Origin of the sequence: Veillonella sp. oral taxon 780 str. F0422 (genome assembly GCF_000221605.1) — a bacterium.
GTDB lineage: Bacteria > Bacillota > Negativicutes > Veillonellales > Veillonellaceae > F0422.
On record NZ_AFUJ01000023.1, the window covers coordinates 1 to 16,022 of the forward strand.

14 protein-coding genes and 1 pseudogene are annotated in these 16,022 nt (G+C 39.1%); 13 read left to right on the forward strand and 2 right to left on the reverse strand.

All coding sequences use genetic code 11. The features are described from left to right. The first annotated feature begins 110 nt into the window (after positions 1–110). Positions 111–1,330: pseudogene (locus HMPREF9200_RS02640) on the forward strand (MATE family efflux transporter). A gap of 203 nt (positions 1,331–1,533) precedes the next feature. Here the strand turns inward: HMPREF9200_RS02640 and HMPREF9200_RS02645 are convergent. Continuing rightward, the gene (locus HMPREF9200_RS02645) at positions 1,534–2,112 is read right to left on the reverse strand and encodes a TetR/AcrR family transcriptional regulator (RefSeq protein ID WP_009353294.1); all 579 of its coding nucleotides are present in this window, start codon (positions 2,110–2,112) and stop codon (positions 1,534–1,536) included. A gap of 279 nt (positions 2,113–2,391) precedes the next feature. Here HMPREF9200_RS02645 and HMPREF9200_RS08650 point away from each other — a divergent pair, with 279 nt between their 5' ends. The 12 genes from HMPREF9200_RS08650 to HMPREF9200_RS08815 all read left to right on the forward strand — a co-directional run bounded on the left by HMPREF9200_RS08650 (position 2,392) and on the right by HMPREF9200_RS08815 (position 14,912). After that, positions 2,392–2,547, forward strand: coding sequence for a hypothetical protein (locus HMPREF9200_RS08650; RefSeq protein WP_009353348.1), 156 nt, complete (start codon positions 2,392–2,394; stop codon positions 2,545–2,547). 86 nt (positions 2,548–2,633) lie between these two features. Further along, positions 2,634–2,912, forward strand: coding sequence for a hypothetical protein (locus HMPREF9200_RS02650; RefSeq protein ID WP_009353288.1), 279 nt, complete (start codon positions 2,634–2,636; stop codon positions 2,910–2,912). Positions 2,913–3,020: 108 nt separating this feature from the next. Further along, on the forward strand, positions 3,021–3,641 hold the full coding sequence (locus tag HMPREF9200_RS02655) for a 3'-5' exonuclease (RefSeq protein ID WP_009353263.1): 621 nt from the start codon (positions 3,021–3,023) through the stop codon (positions 3,639–3,641). Between the two features lie 487 nt (positions 3,642–4,128). Continuing rightward, the gene (gene galT, locus HMPREF9200_RS02660) at positions 4,129–5,115 is read left to right on the forward strand and encodes a galactose-1-phosphate uridylyltransferase (protein WP_009353392.1); all 987 of its coding nucleotides are present in this window, start codon (positions 4,129–4,131) and stop codon (positions 5,113–5,115) included. Continuing rightward, complete coding sequence (locus tag HMPREF9200_RS02665; protein WP_255260713.1) at positions 5,096–6,262, forward strand: galactokinase; 1,167 nt, start codon at positions 5,096–5,098, stop codon at positions 6,260–6,262. The genes galT and HMPREF9200_RS02665 overlap by 20 nt, the downstream gene beginning before the upstream one ends. Before the next feature lie 13 nt (positions 6,263–6,275). After that, positions 6,276–7,439, forward strand: a complete 1,164-nt coding sequence (locus tag HMPREF9200_RS02670; protein ID WP_126940499.1) for an ROK family transcriptional regulator — start codon at positions 6,276–6,278, stop codon at positions 7,437–7,439. 62 nt (positions 7,440–7,501) lie between these two features. Beyond that, positions 7,502–8,536, forward strand: coding sequence for a galactose ABC transporter substrate-binding protein (locus HMPREF9200_RS02675; RefSeq protein WP_009353273.1), 1,035 nt, complete (start codon positions 7,502–7,504; stop codon positions 8,534–8,536). A 60-nt stretch (positions 8,537–8,596) separates the two neighbouring features. Continuing rightward, positions 8,597–8,947, forward strand: coding sequence for an ATP-binding cassette domain-containing protein (locus tag HMPREF9200_RS08940; protein ID WP_009353431.1), 351 nt, complete (start codon positions 8,597–8,599; stop codon positions 8,945–8,947). An 11-nt stretch (positions 8,948–8,958) separates the two neighbouring features. After that, on the forward strand, positions 8,959–10,107 hold the full coding sequence (locus tag HMPREF9200_RS02680) for a sugar ABC transporter ATP-binding protein (RefSeq protein WP_255260714.1): 1,149 nt from the start codon (positions 8,959–8,961) through the stop codon (positions 10,105–10,107). Between the two features lie 10 nt (positions 10,108–10,117). After that, positions 10,118–11,125, forward strand: coding sequence for a galactose/methyl galactoside ABC transporter permease MglC (gene mglC, locus HMPREF9200_RS02685; protein WP_009353422.1), 1,008 nt, complete (start codon positions 10,118–10,120; stop codon positions 11,123–11,125). Between the two features lie 215 nt (positions 11,126–11,340). Further along, entirely contained in the window at positions 11,341–11,787 is a 447-nt protein-coding gene (locus tag HMPREF9200_RS02690; protein ID WP_009353324.1) for a Hep/Hag repeat protein, read from the forward strand. A gap of 38 nt (positions 11,788–11,825) precedes the next feature. Further along, positions 11,826–14,912: a YadA-like family protein gene (locus HMPREF9200_RS08815; RefSeq protein WP_009353414.1), complete on the forward strand. Its 3,087-nt coding sequence runs from the start codon at positions 11,826–11,828 to the stop codon at positions 14,910–14,912. Positions 14,913–15,113: 201 nt separating this feature from the next. On the opposite strand, the gene HMPREF9200_RS02700 is transcribed toward HMPREF9200_RS08815, so the two are convergent. Beyond that, positions 15,114–15,935, reverse strand: a complete 822-nt coding sequence (locus HMPREF9200_RS02700) for a MetQ/NlpA family ABC transporter substrate-binding protein (RefSeq protein ID WP_009353368.1) — start codon at positions 15,933–15,935, stop codon at positions 15,114–15,116. Positions 15,936–16,022: the final 87 nt, after the last annotated feature.

A 16,022-nucleotide genomic window follows, 5' to 3' on the forward strand; every position in this document is an offset into this window, starting at 1 on the left:
AGGGTAAGATGGAAGAACGATTGACCTACAAAGAGTATTTAAAAGTGACAGTTCCATTTATGATTTCTACGGTGACACAACCTTTATTAGGGGCCGTGAATACGGCTATTATGGGGCATATGGATAATGCTATGTACATCGCTGCAGTAGCATTAGGAGTTATCTTATTTAATAATATGTATTGGCTCTTTGGATTTTTGCGGGTGGCCACAACAGTTTTTTCTGCACAGGCTTTGGGAGAACAATCGAAGGAAAGTGCATCCTTAAGTTTTTTCGGCCTCTCATCATTGCTTTACTTATCAGTGCCGCTTTTATCGTGGGATATCCTTGGATATTTGATTACTATGCAAGTTTTATGCATCCCGACCCAGAGGTAATCGCTTTGATGTCGGACTATACAGATATTTTAATCTGGGGAACTCCTTTCGTATTGGTCAATTATGTTACGTTAGGCTGGCTTATGGGACAGATGATGATTCGCGCCACTATGATTATGCAAATCTCCATGAATGTGTTGAATATTGGTTTGTCCTTCCTTTTCGTATTTGGCTTTGACTTTGGAGTAAAGGGGGTGGCTTGGGCATCTTTGATTTCCCAAATCTATGCGTTCTTAGTAGGCCTAGGTGCTATGTACTTAGTTCGTGAACGGTTAGACCTAACGTCCCATATATGGAATACCTTAAAACGGGTGAAACCATTCCTATCTATCATGAAAGTAAACACAGACCTTATGCTTCGTACATTTTGTTTGTTGACCATCAACAATTTGTTTGCCAAAGCAGGCAGTGCTATGGGCAGTGATGTATTAGCGACGAATGCGGTGATTTTGGAGATTATCTTTATCATGGCATACTTCACAGATGGACAGGCGAACGGAGTCAGCGTATTTACTGGAAAAGCATTTGGAAAACGTGACTTGGTGCTTTGGAAAGATACGTTGAAGATTTCCCTGCAATGCTTAGCGGTATATGTGGTTATTGTAGAAATCGTGCTGGGATTATTCCGTAATGATGTCATTATGGTTATGACCTCAGTACCAGAGATTTACACGATGGCCTTGGAATATTCCCATTATCTATTGCTCTATCCTATCTGTGCGGCAGTAGGATTATTATTATATGGTATGTACAATGGCATCGGTCAGACTGCATCTATCCGGAATATGATGTTCATTGCAGTGGTCTTCTTTGTAGGCATGCAAGAATTGCTTATCCCTCCATTCGGTAATGACGGCATATGGATGACCTATGTGCTCACGTACCTATTAGAATCTATCATTTTAGTGCTGTTCCTGCCATTGGCAAAAAAACGGTTTTCCTTGGCGGTCTAATATGTTTCTAATGAAAATTGTTGTTTTACAAAATAGCGTAATCGATAGTAGATGGATGTTTTACATTCTAGTCGGCACAACAATATGCCATAAAGAATATCTTAATGACAATTAAAAACATATACAGTTGATATTACTACAAAAAGGCGTTACCGATGAGCGAATTTGCTTAAGGTAGCGCCTTGTTGCGTTTGTTTATGGTATTAATGTTGATGTTCCAAAATCAATGGTTCTGTAATATGATAAAAGTATCGTGACATGTCTTCAATGGAATACTCTCGACCAGTTTCCAGCCACCAAAGAACCATTTCTACAAAAGATCCTGCAATGTGATTAGAGATAAAATCATGAGGGATATTGTTGTGTGGACAAGTTTGATTGTTTAAGAAATGACTTTGGATAAGTTCTTTCAGACTGCTCTTGAAATGACGTAGGAAGAGTTCGTTACTTTCACAGGAAAGAAGACCCAAAATATTATTATCGTTGTCCTCTAAATGCTGCAAGATATGGAGGAAGATAGCTTCCTTGATGTGGCTGTTTTTATATAAGCCATGAGCATGGGAGAAGTCTGATGCGGTGTCGATAATATGAGAGAATAATTCGTGACAGAGCGCTTCTAATAGATCTTCTTTTGTTTCAAAGTGTGCGTAAAATGTGCTACGGCCAATGAGGGCTTCATCGATAATGTCTTGCACGATGATAGCATTATAATTTTTATGTTCTAAAAGCCTAACAAAGGCGTCGAAAATAGCTTTTCTAGTTTTCATTTGTCGTTTATCCATAATTCCTCCTTACATATATGAATCAAACAAAATGAGATACTTGTTCAATATAGGATACTTTTCTATATATGTTTCGTAAATAACAAAATAGAAAAAGTGATTCTTGTCAAATCTTTTAATTCCACTATACTAATAGTATATCATAAGTGACAAAGTGTTTCATATCTTTGTTATTATGAAAGATAGTTTAGATTTTAACTGAGAGCATCTACTACAAAGACTGGGTATAGTGATGACTTTCAGCCGTATAAAGTAAGAGATTAGAGAGGATGTGTTCTTATGTTAGAACGAATTGATGCGATTATGAGCAGTACTGCTGCCACCGTAATTACAGGAGCCATGTTTTTAGCCGTTGCACTACATACAACGGTTGATGTGTCTAGTTGGATTCATACATCTTGGACTGCAATTTTGACATACCACGCTGGCTTATAGTTGTAACATGAATTTTCTTGTGGTATACTAATCTTATAATTGAATAAATTCGATATAATATATCGATTCGATGAAAGGAGTATACTATGAAAGAAATTTTAGGTTTCCATTTACATCATTGTCCATATTGCGCTAACGCATTCCGCGCTATCGAAGAATTGCAAGCAGAAAACCCTGCTTTCAAAGAAATCAAAATTAACTGGGTAGAAGATCAAGATGCTGTAGAATTGTTCAAAACACATCCATACGAATACTATCCAAATTTGTGGTTTGATTTGGACAAACAATATGAGGCACAACCTGGTGAAAGTTACGAACAAACAAAATCTTTAATCAAAGCAGTGTTTGAGAAAGCGATTCAATAATCGATTTTACTTTCATTAAAAATACTATATAATAAAAGCAGATGCTATGATGCATCTGCTTTTTCTTGATGTAATCGCAGATTTCAAAATCTTGCGTGAGGAGGATATATGTTAAATTTTGTGGCCTTAGACTTTGAAACGGCTAATGAAAGTAAGAATAGTGCTATTTCCTTAGCTGTGGTGACTGTGGAAGATGGACGGATCACAAAACGTGGCTATAGTTTAATCAAGCCCCCAGTGATGCAGTTCAACCAAGAGTTCATTGGTATCCATGGTATCCAACCGGAAGAAGTGTTGAATAAGCCTACCTTTGATCAGTTGTGGCCGGCGATTTATAATAACCATTTAAAAGGTAAACTGTTAGTAGCACACAATGCGAAGTTCGACATCGACGTGTTACGTGCCACCTTGGACCACTACAATATTGAATGGCCTGATTTAGAATATACTTGCACCGTCCGCATAACACGAAAAGTATGGCCTGATTTGGTGAACCATAAATTAAATACATTGGGTGGATTTTTAGGAATTACATTTAATCATCACAATGCTTTGGACGACTCTGAAGTATGTGCTAAAGTAGCCATTGCAGCAGCGAAAGAAAAAGGTGTAGATTCTATGCGAGGCTTGTTGCATGTCATTAATATGAAAACAGACTCCTTCATCACCGATGAACGACGGGCCCAAATGGAAGTCAAACAAAGCGGCACACAAGATACCTTCTTCTAGTGAGCCATGGTATCTACTAGGGCTTTTATAGGTAAGGTGGATTTTATATGGGTGTTAATGGATACCTGCGTTTAATAGAACTATACATGGGCAAGAGCACTCCATATAGCTATTACATTTAGTCATACTAGCAGATACACTACATTAGCCCCCACTCTCCCTAATAAGGCTCCATATGATTTACTCATAATTTGTGCGTATTACAGGAGTTTCAATATATATTGATATTCCCAAATAAAGAAAAAACAATGCCATATTCCCCTGAACGAACATTCAGAATGCAGTGAGAGAAGGGGGATGTGGCATTGTTTTGTATCATAAGATATCAAAAAAGTGGAAAAACATGAAAAAAGATTAAATTATGAGTAAATCATATAACTTATTATTTAATTAAGTATTGAAAAAAATGTTAAAATATGAAAGAATAGGTATGTATAAAAATTATCTTTCATTTTTAAAGCATATAACTATAGATTGGAGGTATTCCATGTCGGAATTACGATGGAATCCTTTATTGCGGACTTGGACAATGGTCGCTTCAAACCGTAAAGCACGCCCAACGATGCCAAAGGATTGGTGCCCATTTTGCCCAGGTATTAATAAAAAAGTCCCTGCAGATTATGATGTGTTGAAATATGATAACGACTTTCCAGCCTTAACGCAAACGCCAGAGGCTCCTTATGAAGATGGTAATGACTTTTACAAAAGTCAAGAAAACTATGGGAAATGTGAAGTTATCTTATATTCTCCGGAGCATACTGCTAAATTTTACGAATTATCCGAAGATCATATTGTTAAATTACTAAACCTTATTAAAGAGCGTCATAGTGAATTAGCAAAAGATGAAAAAATTAAATATATTTATCCTTTTGAAAATAAAGGAGAAGCTGTAGGTGTGACAATGCCACATCCACATGGTCAATTATATGGCTATTCCTTTGTACCGCAGAAGCTACAAGTGGAACTGGATAGTGCGAAAGATCATCATCATGAACATGGTGAATGCTTATTCTGTAAAATGAATCAAGTTGAGAAAGAAAAAGATGCTCGCATTGTAGGAGAAAATGACTCTTTCTTAGCCTATATTCCGTTCTTCACAGATTATCCATATGGTGTATTTGTCGTGCCAAAACGTCACATGAACTACATCACAGATTGTACTGAAAAAGAAACCAAAGATTTGGCGCATATGTTAAAAACATTAACAGAAGCCTTCGATCGTTTATTTAATATGCCATTTCCATACATGATGGTATATCATCAAAATCCTGTAAATAGCCCTGAATATGCAGGACATGAAGAATATTATCACTTTAATATTCAATTCTATCCTCCTTTCAGAGAAGCCAATAAAATTAAATACTATGCATCCTCTGAAATGGGAGCATGGGCAGCAGCGAATACAAGTGCCGTAGAAGAAACAGCACCGGAATTGCGCAAACTATATAGTGAGGTTGAACAAGCAAATGAATAAAGAAGAATTACAACAGCGTTTTCTGTCCTTCTTTGGCGAAGGTTCAGGAGAGGTGCATTGTTATTTTGCTCCAGGTCGCGTGAATGTTATTGGTGAGCATCAAGACTATAATGGTGGTCATGTATTCCCAGCGGCACTTAAAGTAGGTATTTATGGAGCCATCCGTTTACGTGAAGATAGCAAGGTACGTTTACACTCTGATAATATGGAAAAGACTGTAGTGGTTGATGTAAATGAACCTTTCCAATATAATATTGAACACGATTGGGCTAATTATCCATTAGGTGTGATTCAATTCTTAAAAGATAAGGGTCACAAGGTACCAGGTATGGACATTTATTATAATGGTAATTTGCCAGCTGGTGCAGGCTTGTCCTCTTCTGCATGTATGCTAGATTTAACTGGTTATATGTTGCTTTCAGAGTTGGGTCTAACTCCAATTGATCGCACGGAACTGGCAAAAATGGCCATGCATGTAGAATACCATTTTGTAGGTGTAAAAGTGGGCATTATGGATATGTATGCGATTGCACACGGTAAAGAAGGCCATGGTGTCTTGTTAGATTGCACGCATATGGAACGAAAACTAGTTCCTTTGAACTGGCATGGACATACTCTTGTTATCATGAATACAAATAAACAAAGAGGCCTTGTGGACTCCAAATTTAATGAGCGCAAAGGTGAGTGCGATGCAGCTCATGAAATTATCCGCAAGCATAAGGATATCTCTGGCTTGGCATTGGCTACATTGGATGATTTAAAATCTATTTCTGATGATGTGTTGATGCGCAGAGCTCGTCACGTCATCACTGAAAATTTACGTGTATTAGATTTCATGAAAGCTTTGGAAGCCGCTGATTTAGCAGGGATTGCACATTGCTTGAATGAATCTCATAGATCTTTACAAGTTGACTTTGAAGTGACAGGTAAAGAATTGGATACGATTGTTGATTTAGCACGATCTCAGGAAGGCTGTATTGCATCTCGTATGACAGGTGCAGGTTTCGGTGGTTGTGCCATTGCCCTTGTAAAAGATGAGCATATTGAGGCTTTTATGAGAGCTATTCCAGAAGAGTACGAGAAACAAATAGGTGTTACCCCTAGTCTATATATTGCTGAAATTGGTGATGGGGTGTATTCACTGTAAAGGAGATAGAATCATGATAAAGCCACAAATAAGCAATGATGAAATTATTTTGAATTACATCAGGCGTCATGGCCCCGTATCAAAGGCCTTGATTGCAAGACAGACCAAAATAACGCCTCCCACAGTGACTAATATTTGTACGAATTTAATTCGGAAAGGATTGGTCTATGAAGATCGTCAAGAGCGGTCTGCATTGGGACGCCCATCAATGTTGTTAGACTTTAATCATGATATTGAAACCTATTTGATTGTTCATATAAGAACACATACGATTGTCTTTTATGTGGCTACAGTAGGACGTCAAATTTTACAGCAATTAGAAACATCTATCATTGGTTGTAGTGCTGATGAAATCATGCAACATATGTATCGTGGCATACAGGATATCTTCAAAGAAGACTATAAAATTAAAAGTATAGGCCTCGTTTTGCGTGGACCTGTAGACTCAGGAAAAGGGATTTCTATTTACTCTCCTAATGGAAAATGGAATAATATTCCTTTCAAATATATCTTAGAAGAGCGATTCCATGTGCCGGTATATGTAGAAAATGATGTTCGTTGTTTGTCGACGGGCGAATATTACTATGGCAGTGGTAAAGAAATGGATAACCTCATTGTCCTTAAATTTAGTTATGGACTCGGTATATCCTTGATTTATCATGGTGAACTCTACCGCGGTTTTAACGATAGTGCTGGGGAAATTGGATATGGTGTGATTCGATTAGATGAAGAGGGCAATGAGGTGCGCTTGGAAGATATCGCATCGGAAACATCGATTCATTCCTATGTAGTGGAACAAATGGAAAAAGGCCGATATACGTCGGTACAAGATAATCCATTGGTTGTGAGCAAAGCATTTCGTGTAGAGCCTATTTATGAGGCCGCAGTAGAAGGTGATGAAGTGTGTTTAGAGGCCCTTTCACGAGTAGGTCATTATTTAGGAATTGCTTTGGCCAATATAGCGAACTTATTTAATCCAGAGCGGATTATTTTGAGCAGTGCTATGGGTAATGCAGTGGGAGTAATGGATCCTATTTTACGGGGTGTATTAGAACGCAATTCATACAAAGCACATACGATTAATCTAGAATATTCCGGCAATGGCTCTTATTATACATTGTTAGGTATGATTGATATTGTCAGTGCAAAACGAGCTGAAGAAGCTTGGTTACGGTAGGTACCACGACTAGATACACTAGTCTTATAGGTATATAGGATATCTAAAAGGAGGATATTATTATGAAACGATCTTGGAAAGCAGCGATGCTTGCATCTGCAGCAGTAGGTGCACTTGTGTTAGGTGGTTGCGGAAGCGATCAAGGAGCAAGCGGTGACAAACCTCAAATTGGGGTTGCTATTTACAAATTTGATGACACTTTCATGAGTGGCGTTCGTGCAGAAATTGATAAAGCTGCCAAAGACAAAGCTAAAGTGGATATCGTAGATAGCCAAAACTCTCAACCAACACAAAACGAAAAGATTGACTTATTCATCAATAAGAAGTACAAAGCAATCGGCGTTAACGTGGTAGACCGCACAGCAGCAGGCGTTATCATTGATAAAGCGAAAGCAGCTAACATTCCATTGGTATTCTTGAACCGTGAACCATTGAAGGAAGATATGGCTAAATGGGATAAAGTATACTATGTAGGTGCGAAAGCTGAACAAAGTGGTGAAATGCAAGGTAAAATCTTAGCAGATTACTTCAAAAAACATCCTGAAGCATACCATAGCAATGATGGTGTTATCCACTATGTTATGATTACTGGTGAACCAGGTCACCAAGACGCAGTACTTCGTACAGAACACTCCGTTAAAGCTCTTAAAGCAGAAGGTATGAAAGTAGAAGAGTTAGCTAGCGATACAGGTATGTGGGACCGCGTTAAAGGTCAAGAAAAAATGGCAGCGTTCTTGAGCCGTTACGGCGATAAAATTGATGCTGTTATCTGTAACAATGACGACATGGCATTAGGTGCTATTGAAGCGTTGAAAGCAGCAGGCTACTTCACAAATGGCAAATACATTCCAGTAGTAGGTGTTGACGCTACAACTCCAGCAGTACAAGCGTTGAAAGACGGCACATTATTGGGTACAGTATTAAACAATGCTAAAAAACAAGGTCAAGCTGTATTTAATCTTTCCTATGTGTTAGCTAAAGGCGAAACACCAAATAAAGACAATACAGGTTTTGATATTGTTGATGGTAAATATATTTGGGTACCTTACGAAATCGTAACAAAAGAAAATGCGGATAAGATTTTAGGTGACAAATAAGAAAATGCAGTAAGGGGGCATTTTGCCCCCTTTATTATCTGATTAGTAGGAGGAAAATGTATGGGCGAGTACATATTAGAAATGCGCCAAATTACGAAGGAATTTCCTGGCGTAAAGGCCTTGGATAATGTCACTTTCAAAGTCCGACCAGGCACCGTACATGCTCTAATGGGAGAGAATGGCGCGGGAAAGTCTACTCTTATGAAATGCCTGTTCGGTATTTATAAGCCTGATCAAGGGGACGTGGTCATTGACGGCGAAGTAGTAGAAATGACAGATTCCCGAAAAGCTCTTGGAATGGGAATTTCCATGATCCACCAAGAGTTATACCCTGTATTACAGCGTAATGTTATGGAAAATCTATGGTTAGGTCGATTCCCAACCAAAAAATTGGTCCTTTTACATTTGTAGACCATAAAAAAATGAAAGAAGACACACTAGCCTTGTTTAATGAAATCGATGTAGATATCGATCCAGAACAATTAGCTGGTGATTTATCTGTTTCTAAGCTACAAAATATTGAGATTGCAAAAGCAGTTTCCCACCAATCTAGAATTATTGTTATGGATGAACCTACCTCTTCCCTAACGAGTGATGAAGTAGAACATCTTTTCAAAATCATTAACTCCTTACGTAAAAAAGGAGTTGCAATTATATATATTTCTCATAAAATGGAAGAAATCCTACGCATATCTGATGAAGTAACGATCATGCGTGATGGTCAATATATAGGTACTTGGCATGCTGATGAATTAACGACAGATCTTATCATTCAACGAATGGTAGGTCGTGAAATGACTCAGTTATTCCCTGAAAAAACAAATACTCCAAGTGAAGAAGTATTACGTGTAGAAAAATTAACATCTATTCATCCACATTCTTTTAAAGATGTAAGCTTCTCTCTTCGTAAAGGTGAAGTTCTTGGTGTAGGTGGTCTAGTAGGAGCGCAACGAACAGAGGTTATCGAAGCCTTATTTGGTCTTCGTGGCATTGAATCTGGAAAGATTTATTTACACGACAAAGAAGTGCGCATTCGTCACCCTCGAGATGCGAAAAAACTGGGTATGGCATTACTTACAGAAGAGCGCCGTACTACAGGGATTTTCCCAATGCTCACCATTGTAGATAATACAACGATGGCAGCGCTACCGAAATATGAAAATAAGTTTAAATTATTAAATGACGAAAAACGACTAGACGATACAAAAGAAGGTGTGACTTCCTTGCGAGTGAAGACACCATCTACAGAAACGAAAATTCAAAGTCTTTCTGGTGGTAACCAACAAAAGGTACTCATTGCCCGTTGGTTAAATACGAATCCAGAAATCTTACTCTTGGATGAACCGACACGGGGCATCGATGTAGGAGCGAAATATGAAATTTATTCCATTATTAACGAACTGGCTAGTGCTGGTAAAAGTATCATTATGATTTCCTCAGAAATGCCTGAGTTATTGGGTATGAGTGATCGCATTATGGTTATGAGTAATGGATATATGAGTGGCATCTTGGATGCACATGAAGCGACAGAAGAAAAAATAATGGAACTAGCGACAGCTGGTTTAGTCTAGGAGGTATCGTATGAGCCAAGGTAAATTAGGAAAGTTTCTTTCCCAGAATATTATCTATTTGGTACTAGTAGTACTAGTAGCGGCTATTTCTATGTATAGCCCGAACTTTTTATCCGTCACAAGTTTTCGTGATATTTTAATTCAGTCTTCCCCACGTATTATCATTGCATTAGGTTCTGCTATGATCTTGATCACCGCAGGGTGTGACTTATCTGCAGGTCGTGTGGTTGGTTTGACGGCAGTGGTATCTGCATCCTTAACTCAGTTGCCAGATTATCCACGTCCGTTCTTTGAACATTTACCAGAGCTACCATTGATTCTACCAATCGTGATTGCTATCGTGGTGGGTGCTATCATCGGTTTAGTTTCTGGTGTGATCGTAGCGTATTTAAAAATCGTACCATTTATTTCCACACTAGGTACTATGGTTATTACTTACGGTATTTGTTCCTTGTATTTTGATATGGAACCAAATAACTCCCAACCAATCGGTGGTTTGCGTCCAGAGTTTACACAAATTGGTACAGGTTCTTTAGACCTAGGATTTATGACGATTCCATACATTGTTATTATCGCTGCTGTGATTTCTTTAATCATGTATGTGGTATATAACAAAACAATTCTTGGTAAAAATATGTTTGCTATTGGTGGTAATCCACAAGCAGCTGTCGTATCTGGCATCAACGTAGCAGTAACACTAGTGATTATCTACGTTATCGCTGGCGCTTTGTATGGCGTAGGTGGTATCTTGGAAGCAGCTCGTACTGGTGGTGCTACTAATAACTATGGCAACATGTACGAGTTAGATGCTATCGCAGCATCTGTTGTAGGTGGTGTATCCATCACTGGTGGTATCGGTACTGTACCTGGTATCATCGCTGGTGTGTTGATCTTTACAGTTATTAACTATGGTTTAACATTCGTTGGAATGGGACCATACTGGCAGTTGATTATTAAAGGTTTGATTATTGTCGTAGCGGTTGCTTTCGACGTACGTAAATCTATGGCTCGTAAATAATCTAGAGCAGTAAGGTATTAGCCTCTGGCTTTTGCATATTTGTAAAAGTCAGAGGCTTTTTATATGTCAAAAATCATCGATAATGTTTAAAAAATTCGATTTGAATAGTCTACAAAAGTAGTATATAATCAATATTAATAAGAAATGTTTCAACTTAATTCATAACAATTTGTTAGCATGAATTAAGGATTTTATCAAACTATAAGGGGTGTAGTATGAGAAAACATAATGCCGCAGTATATGCAGCAAGTGTATTAATCTTGGGAGGCCATATTGCAGGCTATGCAGCTAGTACAGAGTATACAGTAACTGGTGGTCAGGTCGATGGCGCGAATGCCATTGCTGTAGGTGCTAGTTCTAATGTGAATGCAGTGGATGGATTAGCCATAGGATATGAGGCAACTACTAGTGCAGCAAGTGGTGTAGCATTAGGTAGCGGTTCTAGTACAGATCGTGTTGGTAAAAGTGATGCTTACATTGGATATAATCCAATGAGTAACACACATTATAAAGTAGGCGAAGCGGGAGCAGATAATCCAGCGCTAGAAGCTTTATATGAAGAGATTCGTCAAGCGAATTATAAAGTTTTAATAGCAGAAGAAGAAATTGAACGAGCTGAGAGTAAAAAAGAAAAAAAGAGAGTGATGCAGATGCTGCAATAGCAACTGCGAATGCCCAAAAGGCAAAAGCAGATCAAGATTTGGTAGATGCAGAAAAGGCCTATGCAGATGCTATAAAAAAAGCGAATGAAGCTGGTAATGCATCCATTAGTAGCGCTTGGAATGCTACCGATGGAGCTGTATCTGTAGGTGGTACAAAAGCTGGAGTACAACATACTCGTCAAATTACCAATGTAGCAGCAGGCTATGAAGATACAGATGCTGCCACAGTGGGGCAATTAAAAGTACTTCGCAATCGTGTAGAACGTGAAAAGCCACGGTACATTTCTATAAAAAGTCGAGACCTTGGGGTAGATAGCAATGAGAAAAATAATGGAGCCACCAAAGAGGGGGCTATTGCCATTGGTCCAAGGGCACAATCTAAGAGTGAGAATGCCATTGCTATTGGACGTAATGTACAAATTGGTCAAAACTCAAAAAATACAGTAGCGATTGGTAAAGGAATTAGTGAAACTGGTATCTATAGTGTCAATATTGGTGAAGGCACAAGAACAGCAGGAGAACATAGTACAGCGGTGGGTACTCGTGCATTGGCTGCAAACTCCTCCTTGGCTATCGGTGCTTCATCCAAGGCAAGTGCAGACAATACAGTCGCGGTAGGTCGTACAACAACTGCGATTGCAGTAGGTGCAACAGCGTTAGGTGATTCCGCGCATGCAGAGGGAAGTCAGTCTGTAAGCGTGGGATATAGTGCTTATGCAAATGATTTTGCAGCCATTGCAGTAGGTGGCAATACAAAGACCTATGGAAATGGGGCTATCGCTATTGGTCATGGTAGTGAGGTTGGAGAATCAGGAAAAAATAAGGAGGCCTATGCTGGTGTTAGCCTTGGCTTAAGTGCGAAGACATTTGTAAGACATGGTGTTGCATTAGGTGGAGAGTCCTATGCGGATCGCGGGACGAATGATGCCTCTACTAATGGTTATGATGCAGCTTTACATGGCCCACATTTTTCCAGTGCTGCATTTGCGAGTGCAAATGATCCTACGTGGAAAGCAACTAATTCCGCTGTGTCTGTAGGTGATAGACGTCCAGGTTATCGTAAAACTCGCCAAATTATTAATGTAGCAGCCGGTGGAGAAGATACTGATGCTGTCAATGTAGCGCAATTAAAAGCCTTAGAAAAACGTAATACTATTTTGGCAGGTAATGATGTGCCATTCAATGCAGATGGAACTGTAGCTACTACAACACCTGATGCACGTGTGTACACACCAGGTGATAAAGAGATTAAGATCCAAGGCAAGGCAAATACTGTGTATGGAGTGGCGCCACAAGCTGGTGCAAAAGCTCCAGATGGTAAAAGCGAGTATGCGGCGCCAACGTTATATAGTTCTGATAATTTGATTACCTATAAAGATCCTATGGACTCTATTTTACGTATTGGTATGTTGAAAACGCCAACGTTTACAGGGGTTAACTTTGCTCATCCTACAATGAATATTACCTTGGGTGGAAACGATAAAGGTCAATTAACTTTAACTACAGGCGGTAAAGATGGTTCTTCCTCTACTACAAGCCCTGTATTGACTGTAGATTCCTTGAAAGAAGTATTAAAACCAGGTAAAGGTATCTCTATTGCTACGAATGACGGTGGGGAATATGGTAAAACATATACTATTAGCTTAGATAAAGATCAACTAAAAGGTGACCCAGACTTTAAAGGTGACAAAGGTGATAAAGGCGATCCAGGTGCTAAAGGTGACCAAGGTATTCAAGGTGACAAAGGCGAAACTGGAGCTAAAGGTGATACTGGGGCTGATGGAAAGTCTGCTTTTGAAGTATGGAAAGAAATGCCAGGCAACGAAGATAAGACAAAAGATGATTTTATCAAAGCTATTACTGGTCCGCAAGGTGAAGTCGGTGCAGTAGGCCCACAAGGTCCTCAAGGACCACAGGGACCTCAAGGACCAGGTGGTACTGGTGGTGGTACTGGTGGAGTAGGTCCACAAGGCCCACAAGGTATTCAGGGTCCTAAAGGCGATAAGGGTGATACAGGTGCAGTAGGTCCTAAAGGTGATCAAGGTATACAAGGTGAAGTAGGGCCTAAAGGTAAATCTGCTTTCGAAGTATGGAAAGACCTACCAGGTAATAGAAGCAAGACAGAAGATGACTTCATAAAGGCAATTACAGGAGCCAAAGGTGCAGATGGTGCAGCAGGCCCACAAGGTGAGAAAGGCGAAAAAGGTGACGCTGGAGCAGCTGGTGTAGCAGGACCTAAAGGTGATGCTGGTACAGCTGGTAAAGATGGAGCTGACGGAAAGTCTGCTTTCGAAGTGTGGAAAGACCTACCAGGTAATGGAAGCAAGACAGAAGATGACTTTATCAAGGCCATTACAGGTGAAAAAGGTAAAGATGGTGCAGTAGGTCCTAAAGGCGATAAAGGTGAAGCCGGCGCAACAGGTGCAGTAGGACCTAAAGGCGATAAAGGTGAAACTGGCGTAGTAGGCCCTAAAGGCGACAAAGGTGATGCTGGGAAAGCCGGTAAAGATGGCGCTAAAGGCAAATCTGCTTATGAATACTGGAAAGAAATCAAAGGTAATGAAAATAAAACAGAAGATGATTTCCGTAAATCTTTAGAAGGCGGTTCTAAAGGAGATAATCATAACTATGAAAAATTAGAGCGCCAAATTGGTGAACTTGGTAGTGATTTACAAGAATTACGCAAGGAAAGCCGTAGAGGTGATGCCCTAGGCGCTGCATTATCTGCATTAAAACCAATTCAATATGATCCATTAGAACCAACACAAATTATGGCTGGCGTTGGACATTATAAAAATGTGAATGCCGTAGCATTAGGAGTGGCTCATTATACTAAAGAATCTACTATGTTCCATGCTGGTGTATCTATGGTACGTGGTGGCACTATGGTTAATGGTGGTGCAACTTTCAAATTTGGTAATAGTCCAGAGAAAAAAGCTATACCAGAACGTTATCGTAATGGCCCAATTTCTTCTGTGCTAGTATTGCATGATGAAATGGTAGCTATGAAAGAAGCCTATGGTCGTGAACTTACAGTTCTGACAGCGGAAAATGATAACTTACGTCAAGATATTGTGACATTGCAACAAGAAATGCAAGAATTACGAGCTATGGTTCGTAAATAATAAAAGGGGTCCTTCGGGACCCTTTTTTGTATGCTAGAAATGAGTATGATAGTTTGTGACATTGTATAGAAGGACAGGAGTATAGGCAAAAACAACAGAGGCAAGTTGAGCGAATCAATTTGCCTCTGTTGTTGTATAGTTAAGTATGTATGATAGTTGTTAGTGTTTTTTATTTGGAGGAGTCTATTCTAAACGATTCCATTAGAATGCTGGAAGAATAGCACCTTTGTATTTGTCTTCGATGAATTTTTTGATTTCAGGGCTTTGTAAAGCTTTGATCAATTTTTGAATATCTTCACGTTTTTCATCGCCTTCACGAACGGATACGATGTTTACATATGGGGAATCTTTAGATTCTAAGAACAATGCATCTTTTGTTGGGTTCAAGTTAGCACCTAATGCAAAGTTTGTATTGATTACAGAAATTGTGGAATCATCTAATGTACGAGGTAATTGAGCCGCCTCTAATTCAACGAATTTTAAGTTTTTAGGGTTATCTTTGATATCTTGTACTGTAGCAGAAATGCTGTTAGGATCGTTCAAAGTGATTAAACCAGCTTTGGAAAGCAATAGTAATGCACGACCACCATTTGTCGCATCAGATGGGATAGCTACTTGAGCGCCATCTTGTACTTCTTTCAAATCTTTTACTTTTTTAGAGTAAATGCCCATTGGCTCGATATGTACGGCACCTGCTGTTGCAATGTGAGTACCTTTTTCTTTGTTGAAGTTTTCTTGGTAAGGAATGTGAGCGAAGAAGTTTGCATCAATTTCTTTGTCATTCAAGGATACATTTGGTTGTACATAGTCGCTGAACTCGATGATTTCTAATTTAATGCCTTCTTTAGCAAGGATTGGTTTTACTTGCTCTAGGATTTCAGCGTGAGGTACTGGGGAAGCACCAATTTTCAATGTTTTACCTGCATCGGAACCAGTGGAGCTAGTGCCAGTGGAACCACAGCCACCTAACAATAAGGCAGCGCCTAATACAGCCGTAGCGGCTAAACTAAATAATTTCTTCATATTTTATCTCCTTTTCTTTGTGTACTTACATAGTGAATTTCTACTTGCTTAGTATAACAAGAGTTTTGTTATAAGTAAAATATGTTA

Coding starts and splice junctions, on each gene's coding strand:
- HMPREF9200_RS02690 (WP_009353324.1), top strand. CDS start 11,341: ATGAGAAAACATAATGCCGCAGTATATGCAGCAAGTGTATTAATCTTG.
- HMPREF9200_RS02675 (WP_009353273.1), top strand. CDS start 7,502: ATGAAACGATCTTGGAAAGCAGCGATGCTTGCATCTGCAGCAGTAGGT.
- HMPREF9200_RS02655 (WP_009353263.1), top strand. CDS start 3,021: ATGTTAAATTTTGTGGCCTTAGACTTTGAAACGGCTAATGAAAGTAAG.
- HMPREF9200_RS08650 (WP_009353348.1), top strand. CDS start 2,392: ATGTTAGAACGAATTGATGCGATTATGAGCAGTACTGCTGCCACCGTA.
- HMPREF9200_RS08940 (WP_009353431.1), top strand. CDS start 8,597: ATGGGCGAGTACATATTAGAAATGCGCCAAATTACGAAGGAATTTCCT.
- galT (WP_009353392.1), top strand. CDS start 4,129: ATGTCGGAATTACGATGGAATCCTTTATTGCGGACTTGGACAATGGTC.
- HMPREF9200_RS02680 (WP_255260714.1), top strand. CDS start 8,959: ATGAAAGAAGACACACTAGCCTTGTTTAATGAAATCGATGTAGATATC.
- HMPREF9200_RS02645 (WP_009353294.1), bottom strand. CDS start 2,112: ATGGATAAACGACAAATGAAAACTAGAAAAGCTATTTTCGACGCCTTT.
- HMPREF9200_RS02700 (WP_009353368.1), bottom strand. CDS start 15,935: ATGAAGAAATTATTTAGTTTAGCCGCTACGGCTGTATTAGGCGCTGCC.
- mglC (WP_009353422.1), top strand. CDS start 10,118: ATGAGCCAAGGTAAATTAGGAAAGTTTCTTTCCCAGAATATTATCTAT.
- HMPREF9200_RS02670 (WP_126940499.1), top strand. CDS start 6,276: ATGATAAAGCCACAAATAAGCAATGATGAAATTATTTTGAATTACATC.
- HMPREF9200_RS02650 (WP_009353288.1), top strand. CDS start 2,634: ATGAAAGAAATTTTAGGTTTCCATTTACATCATTGTCCATATTGCGCT.